A 17,086-nucleotide genomic window follows, 5' to 3' on the forward strand; every position below is an offset into this window, starting at 1 on the left:
ACCACGTACATGTCGTTGACACGACCCGATGACACCACAGAGAGCCCGCTCGTCCTCACCGCCCCCGAGCCCGTCGCCCCCGTCAAGCGGGAGCAGGCCTCGGGCCTCGTACCGCTCCAGGACGGGGTGCGCGAGGAGATGGCCCGCCGGGCCGGGGAGTACGTCGGCTCGCTCGCCGGGATCGACGCCCGCTCCCCCGAGTTCGCGAGCCGCATCGGCGAGATCGCCGGGCTCGGCGCCGGCGACATCCGCAGCGCCGCCCAGCAGTCCAACCGGATGCTCGAGCGGGCCGTACGGTCCCTCGGCTCCGACGGGGGAGGCGACGCCCAGGCCCGCGTCGCGGGCTCCCTGGTCGAGCTGCGCCGCACCGTGGAGGACCTCGACCCGCGGGACACGCCCGCCAAGGGCGTCAAGGCGCTCCTCGCGAAGCTGCCCGGCGGCAACAAGTTCCGCGACCACGTGGCCAAGTACGCCTCCTCGCAGGCCACCCTCAACAAGATCGTGGGCGCGCTGCGCGGCGGCCAGGACGAGCTGCGCCGCGACAACGCGGCCCTGCACACCGAGCGGGCTCGCCTGTGGGAGACCATGGGCAAGCTCCAGGAGTACGCCGTCCTCACCGAGGCCCTCGACACGGCCGTCGAGCAGCGGATCACCGAGGCCGGGCACAGCGACCCGCCGGCGGCCGACGCGATGCGCGCCGACCTCCTCTTCCCGGTCCGGCAGAAGCACCAGGACCTGCTGACCCAGCTCGCGGTGTGCGCGCAGGGCTACCTGGCGATGGACGTGGTCCGGCGCAACAACGACGAGCTGATCAAGGGCGTCGACCGGGCCGCCACCACCACCGTGTCCGCGCTGCGGATCGCCGTGATGCTGGCTTCGGCCCTCGACAGCCAGCGCAAGGTGATCGAGCAGGTCAACACGTTGCGTACGACCACCGAGGACCTGATCCGCGGCAACGCGGAGATGCTGTCCACGCAGAGCGGGGAGATCCAGCGGATCGCCGCCGACCCGGCGGTCGGCGCGGAGACGCTGCGCACGGCCTTCGCGCAGATCTACCGGACGCTGGACGCGATCGACACGTTCAAGGTGCAGGCCACCGAGAACATGGCCGCCACCGTCGAGTCCCTGACCGGGGAACTGCAGACCGCCTCGGCCTACCTGGCCCGTACGCGCACGTCCGGTGCACTGGAAGGCGGGGACCGATGAGTATCCGTGGCGTCCGTACCGCTTCGGTGCGCAGACGGCTCGCGGCGGCGGTCGCGCTGACCGCGACCCTGCTGGGAGCCTCGGCCTGCACCTCCGACGGGCCCGCGAAGCCCGCCGAGTCGAAGTACCAGGAGGGCAGGCTGCGGGTGCTGGCCTCCAGTGAACTGGCCGACATGGAGCCGGTGCTGAAGGCCGCGAAGGCCGCGACCGGGGTCACCGTCGAGCTCACCTGGTCCGGCACCCTGGACGCGGTCGAGCAGGTCGCCTCCGGCAAGGCCGACGGCAAGTACGACGCGATCTGGCTGTCCTCCAACGACTATCTGCGGCTGCGCCCCGAGGCTGCCGGGAAGCTCAGCAGCGAGACCCCTGTGATGTCCTCGCCGGTCGCGCTCGGCGTACGGGCGGACGCGCTGGCCCGGCTCGGCTGGAAGCCGGAGGAGGTCACCTGGTCGGCGGTGCACGAGGCCGTCGCCGCCGGGAAGCTGTCGTACGGGATGACCGACCCGGTGCGCTCCAACTCCGGGTTCTCCGCGCTGATCTCGGTGGCCTCCGGGCTGTCGGGCGCGCAGGCGGCGCTGACCGACGCGGACGTGAAGACGGCCCAGCCCAAGCTGAAGGAGTTCTTCGCCGGGCAGAAGCTGACCTCGGGGTCCTCCGGCTGGCTGGCCACTGCGTACACCAAGCGCGGGGACGTGGACGCGCTGGTGAACTACGAGTCCGTGCTGCTGTCCATGAACCGGGACGCGAAGACCGACCTGACGGTGATCCGGCCGCGCGACGGGGTGGTCACCGCCCACTACCCGCTGACCCTGCTGACCTCGGCCCCGGCCGGGGCCCGCGAGTCGGGGCGGGCCCTGACCGACTACCTGAGCGGCGCCGAGGCGCAGAAGGCGATCACCGAGAAGACGTTCCGCCGGCCGGTCACGGCCGGGGTGGCGCCCGCGGCCGGGCTGAACGCGGACAAGCGGCGCGAGCTGCCGTTCCCGGGCACCCGGTCGGTCGCCGACGGGCTGCTGGCCTCGTACGAGAACGAGCTGCGCCGGCCCTCGCGCACGGTGTACGTGCTGGACACCTCGGGCTCGATGGAGGAGGAGGACCGCATCGGGCGGCTGCGGTCGGCGCTCACCGAGCTGACGGGCACGGGCGGTTCGGGGCCCGGGCAGCGGTTCCGGGACCGCGAGGAGGTGACACTCCTGCCGTTCGGCGACAAGGTGAAGAAGGTGCTGACGCACGTCGTCGAGCCGGGCAATCCCGGGCCCGCGCTGGATGCGATCCGGGGCGATGTGAAATCGCTCCGGCCGGAGGGGGGTACGGCCGTGTACGGCAGTCTGAAGGCGGCGTACGAGCACCTGGGGAAGGGCAACGCGGACGCGTTCACCTCGATCGTGCTGATGACGGACGGGCAGAGCGGCGACAAGGCGAAGGACTTCGACTCCTTCTACGCCGGGCTGCCGGACGCGCAGAAGCACACGCCTGTCTTCGCGGTGCTGTTCGGGGACTCGGACCGCAAGGAGCTGACCCACATCACCGAACTGACCGGCGGGCGGCTCTTCGACGCCACCGACGGCAACGGTTCGCTGGACGGAGCCTTCGAGGAGATCCGTGGCTACCAATAGATCCGGCGCTGCCGGGAGAGCCCTCGGCACGCGTCTTCTCGGTTACCTGGAGTCGAAGAAGAACCTGGCCGGGAGCGCCTGCGGGATGGCCGGGCTGGGCCTGACCCTCACCGGGGTCGCGGGCACGTACTGGCCGGTGGTCGTGGCCGGGCTGTACGGCGCGGGCGCGCTGATCGCCCCGCCGCAGCGGCCGGCGCCGCCGGAGCCCGAGGGGCCCACCGAGCAGCTGAACGGCGTACGGGAGCAGTTCGGCCGGCTGCGGGAGTACGTGGCCGAGGTGGAGCTGCCGGCTCCGGCCGAGGGGCGGCTCGCGGAGCTGATGGAGCTGTACGGGGCACTGCTGGAGCCGGGGTGGGTGGCCGACGTCCTGGCCACCGATCCGGAGTCGGTGCACGCGCTGTCGCGGGCGATCGAGCTGGACGTGCCGGAGTGCGTGGACACGTACAACCGGACGCGCTGGTGGACCCGGCTCACCCCGGGCGGGGAATCGCCGGAGCGCCACCTGGAGCGGCAGCTGTCGCTGCTGCACGAGGAGGCGGAACGCGTGACGGCGGACCTCCGCGAAGCAGAGGCCCGCCGTCAGCAGACGCACACGACCTACCTGGAGGAGCGCGGACAACGCTCCTGACAGGTATGACTTTTGGCCGGTGCTGCGGTGGGAACCGCTTGGTCGGGGGCTCCCACAGCGGTGGGCGCCGCTTGGTCGGGGGCTCCCACGTTCATTGGCCCTTCTTCAGGGCGCGGCCTGGCTCAGCCCAGGCGCTCCACGAGCGCGTGGTACTGGTCCCACAGCTCCTTGGGAGTGTGGTCGCCGTAGGTGTTCAGGTGCTCGGGGACCAGGGAGGCCTCGTCCCGCCACACCTCCTTGTCGACGGTGAGGAGGAAGTCGAGGTCCTCGGCCGGGATGTCGAGGCCGTCGGTGTCGAGGGAGGCCACGGTCGGCAGGATGCCGATGGGGGTCTCGACGCCCTCGGCCTTGCCGTCGAGGCGCTCGACGATCCACTTCAGGACGCGGCTGTTCTCGCCGAAGCCCGGCCACACGAACTTGCCCGCGTCGTTCTTGCGGAACCAGTTCACGTAGTAGATCTTCGGGAGCTTGGTCTGGTCCTTGTCCTTCGCGACGTCGACCCAGTGACCCATGTAGTCGCCCATGTTGTAGCCGCAGAACGGCAGCATGGCGAACGGGTCGCGGCGCAGCTCGCCGACCTTGCCCTCGGCGGCGGCGGTCTTCTCGGAGGCGATGTTCGAGCCGATGAAGACGCCGTGGTTCCAGTCGAAGGACTCGGTGACCAGCGGCACGGCGGAGGCGCGGCGGCCGCCGAAGAGGATCGCCGAGATCGGGACGCCCTTGGGGTCCTCCCACTCGGGGGCGATCGTCGGGCACTGCGAGGCCGGGACGGCGAAGCGGGCGTTGGGGTGGGCCGCCGGGGTCTGGGACTCCGGGGTCCAGTCGTTGCCCTTCCAGTCGATGAGGTGCGCGGGCGCCTCTTCGGTCATGCCCTCCCACCAGACGTCGGAGCCGTCCGGGGTGAGCGCGACGTTGGTGAAGACGGTGTTCGCGTACATCGTCTTCATGGCGTTGGCGTTGGTGTGCTCGCCGGTGCCGGGCGCGACGCCGAAGAAGCCGGCCTCGGGGTTGATCGCGTACAGGCGACCGTCCTCGCCGAAGCGCATCCAGGCGATGTCGTCGCCGATGGTCTCGACCGTCCAGTTGGGGATCGTGGGCTCCAGCATGGCGAGGTTCGTCTTGCCGCAGGCGCTCGGGAACGCGGCGGCGACGTACTTCGCCTCACCCTGCGGCGGGGTGAGCTTGAGGATCAGCATGTGCTCGGCGAGCCAGCCCTCGTCGCGGGCCATGACGGAGGCGATGCGCAGCGCGTAGCACTTCTTGCCGAGCAGGGCGTTGCCGCCGTAGCCCGAGCCGTACGACCAGATCTCGCGGGTCTCCGGGAAGTGCGAGATGTACTTGGTGGTGTTGCAGGGCCACGGCACGTCGGCCTGCCCCTCGGCGAGCGGAGCGCCGAGGGTGTGGACGGCCTTGACGAAGAACCCGTCGGTGCCGAGCTCGTCCAGGACGGGCTTGCCCATGCGGGTCATGGTGCGCATGGCGACGGCGACGTAGGCGGAGTCGGTGATCTCGACGCCGATCGCGGAGAGCTCGGAGCCGAGGGGGCCCATGCAGAAGGGGACGACGTACATCGTCCGGCCCTTCATGGAGCCGCGGAAGATACCTTCCTGCCCCGCAAAGATCTCCTTCATCTCGGCCGGGGCCTTCCAGTGGTTGGTCGGGCCCGCGTCCTCCTCCTTCTCGGAGCAGATGAAGGTCCGGTCCTCGACGCGCGCGACGTCGGACGGGTCGGAGGCGGCGTAGTACGAGTTGGGGCGCTTGCCCTCGTCGAGCTTCTTGAACGTGCCCTTGGCGACGAGCTCCGCGCACAGGCGCTCGTACTCGGCCTCGGAGCCGTCACACCAGACGACCCGGTCGGGCTGGGTGATCGCTGCGATCTCGTCCACCCAGGAGATCAGCTCTGCGTGATCGGTGGGGAGTGTCGAACCGGTGGTGGGAGCCGCGTTGTCGCGCGCCACGATTGCTCCTTGTTGAGGGGTGTGTTTGGTGTTTGCCCCGTGGGGGCTGCGACCCGGATGCTTCGCGCTCCGCTCATCCGGTGCCGACCGCACTCATCTGATCATCCGGTGCATGTGCGCATATGTCCAGGGGGCCTCTCACGTGAGCATCGCCACTCCCGTCAATCTTCCGTAAAGCGCACTAACGGAAACCTACGGACCCGTAGGTAGCATGGCGGCCATGAGTTCTGACGCCGCCGCCGTGCCGGTCGACGCCGTACCCGTCGCACCCGACGCCTCCGAGGCACCGGAGGAGGCCAAGCCGCTGATGCGCGGCTGGCTGCACACCGGGATGTTCCCTGCCGTCGTCGTCGCGGGCCTCGCGCTGATGGCCTTCACCGAGTCGACCCGGGCCAGGGTGGCGTGCGGGGTGTACATCCTCACGGCCTGCCTGCTGTTCGGCGTCAGCGCGGTGTACCACCGCGGCACCTGGGGCCCCCGGGGTGAGGCCATCCTGCGGCGTCTCGACCACGCCAACATTTTTCTGATCATCGCAGGGACCTATACCCCGCTGACGGTGCTCCTGCTCCCGCCCTCCTCCGGACGGACGCTCCTGTGGGCGGTCTGGATCGCGGCCGCGGCCGGCATCGCCTTCCGCGTCTTCTGGGTCGGCGCCCCGCGCTGGCTCTACACCCCCTGCTACATAGCGATGGGCTGGGCGGCGGTCTTCTTCCTCCCCGACTTCATGCGCACCGGCGGCATCGCCGTCCTGGTCCTGGTGATCGCCGGCGGGCTCCTCTACAGCGCGGGCGGCGTGATCTACGGCATCAAGCGCCCGAACCCCTCCCCCCGCTTCTTCGGCTTCCACGAGGTCTTCCACTCCCTGACACTGGCCGCCTTCGTGGCCCACTACGTCGGCATCTCGCTCGCCGCCTACCAGCACTGACCCCACGGCCTTCCGGCACTGGCGGAGCCCCGTCGCGGTATGCGGCGGGGCTCCGTCCTGCCGGTGCGGCTACGTACAGGCGTAGCCGTCGCCGTCCGGGTCCAGGCGCAGCGGGTCGCTGCCGTTGACCTTCATGCGCTTGGGGTACTGGTGGGAGGCCAGCCAGTCGCAGCGGGCCTTCGTCGTCGCCTTCACCTCCGCCGGGAAGTTCGTCGGGACGCACTGGCTGACCGTGCCGTAGTGCCGGTCGCAGCCGGCCACGCTCGGGGCGACGGGCACCGAGTCCCGCTTGCCCGGGTTCTGCTTCGGGGCCGCCTGCGGCGCGTCCGCGAAGTCGTGGACGTGCGGCGACGGGGCTTCCGCCGTGGCCGCGAGCGCCGACGGGCCGCCCAGGTGCACCCAGGTCGCCACCGACGGGATGCCGTTCGCGTCGACCCCGAAGAGCATGTACCAGCCCGGCGGTGCGAGGTTCGGGTTGCTGGTGACGTTGAGGTCGACGGTCGTGTTGTTGACCACCGTCATCGGCAGGTCCACGAACCGCTGGTTCGGGTCCGAGGAGTGCGTGACCGCCGCCGGACGGATCAGCTCCGCCTTGGCGATCGGCCGGTCGACGGTGATCCGCTGCGTGTCCCCGTACACCCACTGCGTGTCGATCACCGAGGTGAGCTTCGGGCGTGCGCCCTTGAACAGGTACGGCGGGGTGTAGATCGACACGTTGTTGTTGTACGTGCCGTTGCCCGGGTTGTCGCCGACCGTCATGACCCGCCCGTCGGGCAGCAGGAAGGCGCCCGAGTGGTACGTCCGCGGGATCGGGTCGGCCGGCAGCCCGGCCTTGTAGGTGTTGGTCACCGGGTCGAAGAACGAGGCCTCGTACACCGGGTCGGCCCGGTCGTGCAGCCCGCCGCCGGTCTCCAGCACCTTGCCGTCCGGGAGCAGGACGGCGGACACGTACATCTTGCCCTCGGCCCCGGCCTGCGCCCGCTTGACCCCGCCCACGTCGACCAGGCCCTGCGGCAGGTCGGGACCTGCGGTGTACGCGGGGCTCGGCGCCTTCAGGTCGATCAGCTCGGTGAGCCGGTTCGCCGCCGGGTTCGACTCGTTGTTGCCGCCTCCGACGGTCAGGACCCGCTGGTCCTGTGCGGGCGGCAGCAGCACGCTCGCCGACTCGTCGCGCTCGTCCTTCTTGCGCAGCCCGGGCACGTCCGTGATCGTGTTGGCGTTGTAGTCGTAGATCGACGCGCCGCTGCCCTGCGTGCCGTTGCCGAAGGTGTGGCTGCCCGAGTAGAAGAGCCGCCCGTCCTGCATCAGGATCATCGACGGGTACAGGCCCCAGTACGACCAGGTCTGGTTGACCTCGTTCATCGGGAGCCACTTGCCCTGCGCCGCCGAGAACTTCTCCGCGGTCACGTTGCCCGTCGAGTCCTCCTTCAGGCCGCCGAAGGAGATCACGTCGCCGTTGCCGAGGACCGTCGCCGACGGGTACCAGTGCCCGCCGTTCATGTCGTTGGTCTTCGTGTACGCCTCGGTCGCCGGGTCGAAGACGTAACTGTCCTTCAGCCCCTGGTAGCCGATCTTGCCGTCGGCGGACGGGTACCCCTTGTTGCCGCTCATCACGAGCACCCGGCCGTCCGACAGCTGCACGTGCCCCGAGCAGAACATGTCGACCGGCGTCGGGATCGTCTTGAAGGACCCGTTCGCCGGGTCGTACACGGCCGAGGTGAACGTACCCGCGTTGAACTGGGCGATGTCGTTGCCCGAGCCCGCGATCAGCAGCACCTTGCCGTTCTTGAGTACGACGGCGTGCATCGAACGCACCGGGTTCTTGGCCGGGATCACCTCCCACTTGCCCTTGGCGCACTGCTCGGCCGTGCCTGTGCACCCCGGCTGCGGCGGGGCCGCGCCGACCTCCTCCAACGCGTAGTCGTCGGTGGTGAGGGTGCCCACCCCGTAGACCGAGAGCCCCCACGTGATCTTGTCGGTGCCGGGCGGGACGGCGGGCGTACGGACCTCCGTGCGCGCCCATCCGGCGCTGACCGGCGGATTCTGCAGGTCGGTCCAGTACTGCCAGCCCGCGGTGGTGTCGTGGCGGAACACGGTCACCGACACGTCCGGGGTGTTCGACTTGTACCAGGCGGACAGGTCGTACTGCCTGCCCGGCACGACGGTCGGGGCGCAGGTGGTGTTCTCGGTGACCAGCGCCTTGCGGTCACCGCTGAGGCGGCTGGTCAGCGAGACCTTCATGGCCTTGGTGCCGCTGTGCGCGTCGGCGACGGTGGCGTAGGTGAAGTCGTTGTCCCCCCAGCCGGACTTCTCCCAGCAGGAGGGCATGTCGTCGCCGGGTGCGCCGGCGGTCTCGAAACCGGAATTGGTGAGCAGATTGGGCGGTCCGGCCGTGGCCTGCTGCGGTGCGGTGAGCAGCAGGCCCGCGGTCATCGCCCCGACGGCGGCCAGGGCGGCGCGCCGCCCGGCCTTCCGCCGGATGTTCGCTGGCATGGACAAGTTCCCTTCTGTTCTTGTTCTGTGCTTGCGGCTCAACTCCTGGTGGGACGTGCGGTACGCGTACGGCTACGCGTCTTGCGCGGCAGGTAGACGAGGGCCTCGGTGGCCGCGAACCGCAGGACGAAGGTGGTGACCAGGGCGAGGGCGGTGGAGGACAGCACCTCCATGCCGAACCTGCCGACGAACAGGGCGATCAGCGGGATGCGCAGCAGCAGGTCGGCATTGGCCAGCACGGCGAAGCGGCCGATGCGGTCCGCCCAGTGGCGGTGGCGGCGCCGGTCGCGGAAGAGCAGCGTCTCGATGAGGACGAAGTTCCAGAGCACCCCGGCCTGGTTGGCGGCGATCTCGGCCGGCAGGTAGTGCATCCCGGCGTGCGTGAGGAGCCACAGCGCGAACAGGTTCGGGACGAAGCCGGAGAGCCCGATCAGCCCGAAGCCGATCATCCGGGCCAGCGGGGTCGCCGAACGCAGCGCGGCCAGGTGGGCCAGGAACCGCATCCCCTCGCGGGCGCTCGACTTGGACTCGCCGGAGTAGCGGTCCTGGAAGACGAACGGCACCTCGGCGACCTTGGCGGGGCGGCAGCGCACCGCCAGTTCCAGCAGGATCTTGTAGCCGAGGGGTTTGAGGGCGTCCGCGGTGACGACCGCGCGGCGCATGGCGAAGAAGCCGCTCATCGGGTCGCTGATCCCGCGCAGGGCGCGCGGGAAGAGCCCCTTGGTCAGCCAGGTGGCGCCGCGCGAGACGGCGATGCGGTAGCTCCCGGCGAGCCCGGCCCGGCTGCCGCCCGGGATGTAGCGGGAGGCGACCACGAGGTCGGCGCCGGTGCGTTCGCCCTCGCCCACGAGCTCGGGCACCAGGTGCGGCGGGTGCTGGAGGTCGGCGTCCATGACGACGATCCAGTCCGTGCCGGGCCCCTCTTCACCAAGGGCCAGCACTCCTTCGACGACGGCGCCGCCGAGGCCGCCGGACGCGCTCTCCCGGTGCAGGACGGAGACCGGGAAGGGCAGGTCGAGGGCGGCCTTCTCGATGACGGCCGGGGTGTCGTCCGTGGAGTCGTCCACGAACAGGACCTCGCAGGGCAGGTGGGCGGGGAGCGAGTCGGCGAGCCGGCTCAGCAACTCACCGATGTTCCCCGCTTCGTTGAAGGTCGGGATGATGAGGGTGACGCTGCCTGCCACCACCCCGTCCGAATCGGACAGCGCCGGAATCGACAGCGCCGGAATGGAAAGTTCCGCATTGCTCAGGGCATGCGGGGTCCACAGGTCCTCGCTCATGGCGGATCAGCTCCCGTCGACTCGGTCGGTCCTGCGGATCTCGATGCGGTCCTCGCCGGAGCCGAAGACGGCCACCGCGGTCGAATGCTCCAGCGCCGCCTTCACGTTGGGCAGGTCCACCGCATCCCGGCGGACGGTGGGCGAGGAGACCACGTAGTCGATGTCCCGCCAGCCGCGCGGCAGCGTCTTGGTGACGGCCGGGTCGAGATCGGCCTTGTAGAACCAGATCGCGCCGAGCCCGGGCTCGAAGCCGTGGTGGACGGCGTCCAGCCAGAGCGCGTCGTCGACCAGGACCCGGGTGCGCCCCGGGTCGGGGACCTCCCGGCCGAGCCAGGCGGCGGCCTGCCGGTACGGGGCGTTCGCGTCGGCCGTGAGCGCCGTCCGGTTGCCGTCGTACCAGCGCGGCAGGACGTACACCGCGGCGGCCGCGGCGAGTACGCCGATCAGCACCCGGCGCCCGTACGTCAGGGACCGGCGCTCCCCCGGCGTACGGCGGCGGCGCAGCACGGCGTGCGTGACGCTGGCCGCGCCCCCGGCGAGAACCAGCGCGAGGAACGGCAGCGCCTGGATCACGTACATCGCCGGCAGGTAGCCGGAGGGCCGCAGCGCGACGGCCGCGAGGATGACGGCGGCGAGCGCGGGGCCCGCGAGGGCTCGGGCGGTGACCGACCAGCGGATGGTGACGATCAGCAGGAGCGCGCCCGCCAGTCCGCCGAGCGGCAGGACGGTGTCGTAGTACAGCCAGGACCGGAACACGCCGTTCGAACCGGAGCCGGGGGTGAGGATGAAGCCCGAGCCGGGGCGGCTCATCTGGTACGTGATGCCGTCGATCAGCGAGACGTGCCCGGCGCCGGGCAGCAGTTCGCTGTTGAGCAGCGCGTACAGGGGGTACGAGAGCCCGATGAGCGCGCAGGCCGTGATGGCTCCGGTGACGGCGAACTTGCGGGTGTCCCGGTGGCTGTGGCGCCACATCGTCACCAGCAGCGCCGGCAGCACCACCAGCATCGTCTCCTTGGTCAGGACGGCGGTGGCGGCCGCGAGTCCGGACCCGAAGTGGTGCCACAGGTGGCGGCTGGGGGACGCGGCCAGGCAGAAGGCCAGCAGCATCCACATCACGGCGAGGTTGTCGAGGAAGATCTCCCGCTGAAGCACGACGGAGAGCGGGGAGAGCCCGAAGAGCGCCATCGCCAGTCCAGCCGCCCAGCGCGGCAGCCACAGCCGGCGCGCGAGGACGTAGATCAGCACGGAGCTGACGGCGCAGACGCCGACCATCGAGAAGCGCATCGGCGCGACGGTCATCCAGTCGGGCACGAAGAGGGAGGGCAGGTACGTCAGGCCGGCTATCTGTATCCAGCCCAGCGGCGGATGGTCGTACCAGTACGTGTAGTGCGCGAGGCCGTCGCCCTGTTGGACGGCCCACGCCTGGGCAAGGTAGGTGCCCTCGTCGTCGCTCAGGGTCGGGAACTGCGTGATGTTCCAGCCCTGGACGAGCACGATCGCGAGCAGGACGGCCCCGCAGAGCAGCAGGTCGGGGCGGGAGGAGCGGAAGCGGACGAGGGGGTGGGCCGGGGCGGGCGGCCGGACCCCGAGGCCGCCGCGGCTGCCGGGGCTGCTCGGACCGCGCTGGGCGGGGACGCGGGGCTCGGCGACGGTCGTGGCGGCGACGGTCGTGGCGGCACCGGGCTGGGGATCAGTGGCCGTGGGCAGGGTGGCGGTCACTGGCGGCTGTCCTCTCGGATCGCGGTGGACGCGCCGGCGGTGGAGACCCCGGCGGTGGCGCTGATCGGAGTGAGGTGGGCGCCGGTGTGGCTGGTCAGCTCCCACTCGTTGCGGCCGCGCTGTTCGCGCCAGACCGCACGGATCGCGGCGCCCGCCAGCATCACCTGGTAGAACGGGCCGCCGACGACGAGCTTTACGTAGTGCACGAAGCGGACGCGCAGGCCGTACTGCCGGCCGAAGTCGTGCAGGCCGACGATCTCGAAGACGAACGTCACCATCGCCGTGATCATCGGCAGGAAGGTGATGATCGCGACGCCGACCGGCACATCGAGGAAGACTGCCACGGCGAAGTTCACCGGGATGATCACCCCGGACGCGGCCTGCATGAACGGCGTCATCAGCGTGTAGCGGGCCAGCCAGCGCTGGCCGCGGCCGGGCAGCTGCTGCCAGTCCTTCTTCCGGTAGACCTGGAGGAAGCCCTGGTTCCAGCGGGTGCGCTGCTTGAGCAGGCTCATCAGCGAGCCGGGCGTCTCCTCGCGGGTGACCATGTCGGAGTCGTACGCGACGACCACCTTCTTGCCGACCGAGGAGAGCCGTACGCCCAGGTCGCAGTCCTCGGCCAGGCAGTTCTGGTCCCAGCCGCCGGCCTCGCGGAGCACCTCGGTGCGGACGAAGACGGTGTTGCCGCCGAGCGGGATGAACCCCTTCTCGGCGTGCAGATGCAGCCGGGAGCGGAACCAGAAGAAGTACTCCAGGCAGTTGCGCAGGCTGTACCAGCTCGAGTGGAAGTTGATGAGCTGGACCCCGCCCTGGACCACGTCGGCCGCGGTCGAGCGGAAGGCGTGGTCGACGTGGGCGAGCAGCTCGGGGTGGACCTGGTCCTCGGCGTCGAAGACCCCGACGATGTCGCCCCGGCAGTGCGGGAGGGCGGTGTTGAGGGCCTTCGGCTTGTTCTTGGTCTCGTGGTGGTCGACGACGACCCGTACCCGTTCGGGCGCATGGGCGGCGGCGGCCTCGGCGACGGCGGCGGTCTCCGGGTCGTCGTGCCCGACGATGACGATGATCTCGTAGTCGGTGTGGCTCGATTCGAGCAGCCGCTCGATCGTGTGCTGCAGGACCGCCTGCTCGTGCCGGGCCGGCAGGAGCAGCGAGAAGGCCAGCCGGCCCTCGCCGTCGGGGCGGTCGAACCGGGTGGAGGCGAGCGTCTCGGGCGTGCGCCACGCGTGCATCTGCCACCACAGCGTGAAAGCGGCCATCCAGAAGAGCGCAAACGAAATCACGGATATGACAACAGAGGTGTACAAAACGTCCCCCACAGACATGCCGCGACACCAGGCGGCGATCGGCAAACCCCCCAGGGGATCAAGGCGGGCCCCCCGGCCCGCCTGCCCCTGCTTCCCCCTCGGGCGCACCCCCCAGTGCGCTGTTCCGGCGACTCCCCAGCGACTCCGAAGACACGAGACTAGGCAGCAAAAATGAAACTCAGGCACTGCGGAGATAAAAAATACGTTTCCGAACGTGCCTACAGGTAACCGGAATTGACGGCACTCCGGCAGATTCAGGTATGAACCGCACCCAACTGGTCGGCAAGCTCGACCGGGTCTGCCGTAGGCCGCGCGCAGACGAAATGTCGACACACATACGCCGTGGGAAGGTCGTGTACGAGTGTGCGCTCGGCCAGGAGGGGGAACTCGCCCCCACTGCCGTCGGCCGCCCGCGGCAGACCGACCGCCACCACAGCCCCGGGAGCCGTCCCCAGCAACGCCGCCCGGTGCAGCCCGGCCAGAGCCGGATCCTCCGGGTGCCCCACCACGGCCACCTCGCGCGGACCGTCGAGCAACGCCTCCGCCACCGCGAGCCCGTGCCCGATGAAGCGCGGAACGCGCGGACCCAGCGCGTGCACCACCCCCAGCGCCCGCTCGGCCGCCGTGCGGTGCGCCTGCGAGCCCGTGTGCGCCGCGTACGAGAGAAGCGCGCCCGCCGCGGCCGTCCAGCCCGAGGGGGCCGCGGTATCGGTCGGGTCCTGGGGCCGGCGGATGAGCTGCTCGGCGTCGTGCGCGGTGTCGTAGAGGGAGCCGTCCTCGGCGGTGAACCGGTCCAGGACCAGGTCGACGAGGAACCCGGCGAACTCCAGCCAGACCCCCTCGCCGGTCACGGATGCCAGCGCGAGGAAACCCTCGGCGACGTCGCCGTAGTCCTCCAGGACCCCGGCGTTGACGCCGACGCGCCCGTCCTTGCTGGTCCGGGCCAGCCGCGCCCGGCCGTCCATGTGCACCCGGACGAGGAGGTCCGCGGCCTCGGTGGCCCGCTCGACCAGGTCCGGCCGGTCGAAGTACGCCCCGCACTCGGCGAGCGCCGCGATCGCCAGCCCGTTCCAGGCGGCGACGACCTTGTCGTCCCGCCCGGGCGCGGGCCGCCCGGCGCGCGCCGCGAGCAGCCGCTCCCTGATCCCGGCGATCACCCCGGCGTCCACGACGGGCCCGTCCTGCGGCAGCTGGAGCACGGACGCGCCGTGCTCGAAGGTGCCCTCGTCCGTCACCCCGAAGTACGCGGCGGCCAGCGCACTGTCGTCCTCGCCGAGCACCTCGGCCAACTGGGCGGGCGTCCAGGCGTAGTACGCACCCTCCACGTGCTTGCCGGTCAGCGGGTCCTCGCTGTCCGCATCGAGCGCGGAGGCGAAGCCGCCCTCGGCGGTGCGCAGCTCGCCCACCATGAAGTCGGCGGTCTCGAGCGCGACGCGCCGCGCGAGGTCCGACCCGGTGGCCCGCCACAGGTGCGCGTACACCCGGCACAGCAGCGCATTGTCGTAAAGCATCTTTTCGAAGTGGGGTACCAGAGGTCCACCATTCCTCGGCGTGAGTACGTACCGGTGGAACCCGCCTCCCACCTGGTCGTACAGGCTCGAACGAGCCATCGCGCCGCACAGCCCCTCTGCCATCTCCAGCGCCGCCACGGAACCGGCACGCGCGTGGTGGCGCAACAGGAACTCGATCACCATCGACGGCGGGAACTTGGTGTCTCCCTTGAACCAGCCGCTCGCGGGGTCGATGTCCCGGGTCAGTTGGAGGAGCGCCAGGGCCTGAGTCTCGCCGGTGGGCAACCCTGCGGACTCGATACTCAGCTCCCGCCCGGCAATGTCCCTGGTGATCTTCGCGGCGACCTCGCCCACCTCGTCGCGCCGACTCGTCCACGCGCTGTGGACGCCTTCGAGTACCTGCCGGAAGGACGGCATCCCGTGGCGGGGCTCCGGCGGGAAGTACGTGCCGAAGTAGAACGGCTCCCCGTCCGGCGTCATGAAGACGGACATCGGCCAGCCGCCCTGCCCAGTGGCGGCCTGCACGGCCTCCATGTAGACGGCGTCCACGTCGGGCCGCTCTTCACGGTCCACCTTGACGGACACGAAATGCTCGTTCATGTACACAGCGGCGTCGTCGTCCTCGAAAGACTCGTGCGCCATGACATGGCACCAGTGGCACGCGCTGTAGCCGACGCTCAAGAACACGGGGACGTTGCGCCGCCGGGCTTCTTCGAACGCTCCGGTCTCCCACGGCCACCAGTCGACTGGGTTGTCCGCGTGCTGGAGGAGGTAGGGGGATGTGGCCTGCGCAAGTCGGTTCGGCATACCCCCATCCTTGCGCACCCGGCCTCCGCCCCGCCCATGCGCCACAGGGGCAGCGCACGGGTCGGAGAAGGCCCGACTCAGTGCGCGACAGCCTCACGCGGGACTCAGAACCGAAGGGCGAGCCATCCACTTACGTCCTCCCCGTTCGGGGCCCACGAATGCCGTGAGGGTCCTGCGGTGCTCGCTGGAGAGCTTGGTCCGTTCCTCCCAATCGGGGATCACTTCGCGCAGGATGCCTACCCTCCTGGCGGCGTCCTGACCGGCTTCCCGATGTCCCCGCTGCCGACCACTACGCGGCACGCTTCGGGGCGCACTCGCTGTGCCGGTATGCGACAGCGAGCGCAGCGCCAGGACGGGCCAGCATCCCCCGACGACAGCCCTCAAGGGGCTTGATCGGCTTCGCGTACGCGGGGCACGTCTCGCCCGCCGGGGCGTAGGTGCTGTACTCCATCTGCCGCGCGTCGGTGTCGGTTGCAATCGCCTTGCTGGCCATCGTCGCTGTCCCCTCACGTGGTCCGATGACGACCACGCTAGGGAGAGCGGACCCCCGACTCACATGGGATTGCTCTTCGACCGTCCGCAGGGAGGCGATCAGATCGCCTGTCTGGCCCTCGGCACCGCACGCCCGGCACCACGCCCGGATGTCATCGGCGGACGGGGGCGTACGGGCGTTCATGATCCGGGAGGACTTCGACGGGTGCCACCCGCACAGGCGGGCGAGATCGCGCCCGTTCAGCCCGGCGTCCCGGCAGAGCTCAGCGAGTCGGTTCGCAAGAGCCTGCCGGGCTTGCTGGGCGCTCGAAGACGGAGAGAGAGCCATGGTCGTGGCCGGTCAGCGCGGCTTGTACTCCTCGTGCGGAATGGCTCGCTGCCACACCGCCTCAAAGGCCGTGGTGCACAAGCTCACCCTCGCGGCGTCGTCGGTGTACTCCCGCCCGTCCTCGTCCAACTGCCCGTCCCCCGTGAAGTGGTGGAAGAGGGCTTGTCCGCCATCGAAGACCCAGAAGTCCGTACCCGGCAACGCCAGGTCCGTCGTCTGCCGCCGGGGCAGCCAGCGGACCAACTCACCCGCAGCCAGGTTGGTGAACGTGCAGTCGTACTCGTACCGCGCGTAGTCGCTGATCGGCTCGGACACGATCCGGGCCCGGCGGACCACCACCCCGCGCGCATTGGCAGCGCTCACCGCATCGTGCCAGCCACCCCACCACGACGTCCGGTCAGCGAGGTCGATTCGCTTGCCGTTCTGCCATGCGATGAACTCAGGGTCGTCGCGCATGTAGCTGTCACGCATCTCAAGGTGCACGGCGGAGTGCCGGGCCTGGGCCAGTGCGTTACGGGCGGGTGGCTGCACTTGCTGCCTCTCCGTTGTCGTCCAGGCGCGGGATGAACTTCAGCATGACCGACGGGAGCCTGATGATCGTCTCGTGGTCCGGTACGTCCGTGGAGTGGCCTGGGATCGAGCCAATCTCCTGGCACGTCACCTCTTCCTCAGTCGCCTGGTACGGGGCAGCGCGTGAGAGCGGCGGGAAGCGCGAGCGGTGACGAAGTGACGAAGTGACCCTGAATCCGGGTTACCTCTTACAGATGGTGTTTTGGTTCTATGCATGGAACAGAACTAATCGTCATTCCGTCACTTCGT

The 17,086-nt window shown here is 70.2% G+C and carries 11 protein-coding genes and 1 pseudogene; 4 read left to right on the plus strand and 8 right to left on the minus strand.

Translation table 11 applies throughout. From position 1 onward, the window contains the following. Nucleotides 1-9 precede the first annotated feature (9 nt). From AB0M76_RS11965 to AB0M76_RS11975, 3 genes are all read left to right on the plus strand, one after another. On the plus strand, nucleotides 10-1,206 hold the full coding sequence (locus AB0M76_RS11965; protein WP_365952726.1) for a toxic anion resistance protein: 1,197 nt from the start codon (nucleotides 10-12) through the stop codon (nucleotides 1,204-1,206). Then, nucleotides 1,203-2,822: a VWA domain-containing protein gene (locus AB0M76_RS11970; protein WP_365952727.1), complete on the plus strand. Its 1,620-nt coding sequence runs from the start codon at nucleotides 1,203-1,205 to the stop codon at nucleotides 2,820-2,822. Before AB0M76_RS11965 ends, AB0M76_RS11970 begins: the two co-directional genes overlap by 4 nt. A gap of 85 nt (nucleotides 2,823-2,907) precedes the next feature. Next, nucleotides 2,908-3,450, plus strand: a complete 543-nt coding sequence (locus tag AB0M76_RS11975; protein WP_365952776.1) for a hypothetical protein — start codon at nucleotides 2,908-2,910, stop codon at nucleotides 3,448-3,450. 122 nt (nucleotides 3,451-3,572) lie between these two features. On the opposite strand, the gene AB0M76_RS11980 is transcribed toward AB0M76_RS11975, so the two are convergent. After that, a complete protein-coding gene (locus tag AB0M76_RS11980) occupies nucleotides 3,573-5,408 on the minus strand; it encodes a phosphoenolpyruvate carboxykinase (GTP) (RefSeq protein WP_365952728.1) in 1,836 nt (611 codons plus the stop codon). A gap of 307 nt (nucleotides 5,409-5,715) precedes the next feature. On the opposite strand from AB0M76_RS11980, the gene AB0M76_RS11985 reads away from it, so the two are divergent. After that, the gene (locus AB0M76_RS11985; protein WP_365952777.1) at nucleotides 5,716-6,333 is read left to right on the plus strand and encodes a hemolysin III family protein; all 618 of its coding nucleotides are present in this window, start codon (nucleotides 5,716-5,718) and stop codon (nucleotides 6,331-6,333) included. 69 nt (nucleotides 6,334-6,402) lie between these two features. On the opposite strand, the gene AB0M76_RS11990 is transcribed toward AB0M76_RS11985, so the two are convergent. The 7 genes and pseudogenes from AB0M76_RS11990 to AB0M76_RS12020 all read right to left on the minus strand — a co-directional run bounded on the left by AB0M76_RS11990 (nucleotide 6,403) and on the right by AB0M76_RS12020 (nucleotide 16,798). Next, nucleotides 6,403-8,826 (minus strand): galactose oxidase-like domain-containing protein, encoded by a 2,424-nt coding sequence (locus AB0M76_RS11990; protein WP_365952729.1) that lies wholly within the window; start codon nucleotides 8,824-8,826, stop codon nucleotides 6,403-6,405. A gap of 38 nt (nucleotides 8,827-8,864) precedes the next feature. Further along, the gene (locus tag AB0M76_RS11995; protein WP_365952730.1) at nucleotides 8,865-10,106 is read right to left on the minus strand and encodes a glycosyltransferase family 2 protein; all 1,242 of its coding nucleotides are present in this window, start codon (nucleotides 10,104-10,106) and stop codon (nucleotides 8,865-8,867) included. A gap of 6 nt (nucleotides 10,107-10,112) precedes the next feature. Next, nucleotides 10,113-11,825 (minus strand): phospholipid carrier-dependent glycosyltransferase, encoded by a 1,713-nt coding sequence (locus AB0M76_RS12000; protein ID WP_365952731.1) that lies wholly within the window; start codon nucleotides 11,823-11,825, stop codon nucleotides 10,113-10,115. Beyond that, nucleotides 11,822-13,129 (minus strand): glycosyltransferase, encoded by a 1,308-nt coding sequence (locus tag AB0M76_RS12005; protein ID WP_365952732.1) that lies wholly within the window; start codon nucleotides 13,127-13,129, stop codon nucleotides 11,822-11,824. The genes AB0M76_RS12000 and AB0M76_RS12005 overlap by 4 nt, the downstream gene beginning before the upstream one ends. A 254-nt stretch (nucleotides 13,130-13,383) precedes the next feature. Further along, entirely contained in the window at nucleotides 13,384-15,447 is a 2,064-nt protein-coding gene (locus tag AB0M76_RS12010) for a thioredoxin domain-containing protein (protein ID WP_365952733.1), read from the minus strand. Between the two features lie 568 nt (nucleotides 15,448-16,015). Beyond that, a pseudogene (locus AB0M76_RS12015) lies at nucleotides 16,016-16,267 on the minus strand (helix-turn-helix transcriptional regulator); the annotation flags it as partial. Between the two features lie 12 nt (nucleotides 16,268-16,279). Then, a complete protein-coding gene (locus AB0M76_RS12020; protein ID WP_365952734.1) occupies nucleotides 16,280-16,798 on the minus strand; it encodes a DUF6879 family protein in 519 nt (172 codons plus the stop codon). Nucleotides 16,799-17,086: the final 288 nt, after the last annotated feature.

Source organism: Streptomyces sp. NPDC051364 (assembly GCF_040682115.1).
GTDB lineage: Bacteria > Actinomycetota > Actinomycetes > Streptomycetales > Streptomycetaceae > Streptomyces.

Excerpts from the sequence above, each read along its gene's own strand:
- AB0M76_RS11985 (WP_365952777.1), top strand. The coding sequence starts at position 5,716 with ATGCGCGGCTGGCTGCACACCGGGATGTTCCCTGCCGTCGTCGTCGCG.
- AB0M76_RS11970 (WP_365952727.1), top strand. The coding sequence starts at position 1,203 with ATGAGTATCCGTGGCGTCCGTACCGCTTCGGTGCGCAGACGGCTCGCG.
- AB0M76_RS12010 (WP_365952733.1), bottom strand. The coding sequence starts at position 15,447 with ATGCCGAACCGACTTGCGCAGGCCACATCCCCCTACCTCCTCCAGCAC.
- AB0M76_RS11995 (WP_365952730.1), bottom strand. The coding sequence starts at position 10,106 with ATGAGCGAGGACCTGTGGACCCCGCATGCCCTGAGCAATGCGGAACTT.
- AB0M76_RS11965 (WP_365952726.1), top strand. The coding sequence starts at position 10 with ATGTCGTTGACACGACCCGATGACACCACAGAGAGCCCGCTCGTCCTC.
- AB0M76_RS11975 (WP_365952776.1), top strand. The coding sequence starts at position 2,908 with ATGGCCGGGCTGGGCCTGACCCTCACCGGGGTCGCGGGCACGTACTGG.
- AB0M76_RS11990 (WP_365952729.1), bottom strand. The coding sequence starts at position 8,826 with ATGCCAGCGAACATCCGGCGGAAGGCCGGGCGGCGCGCCGCCCTGGCC.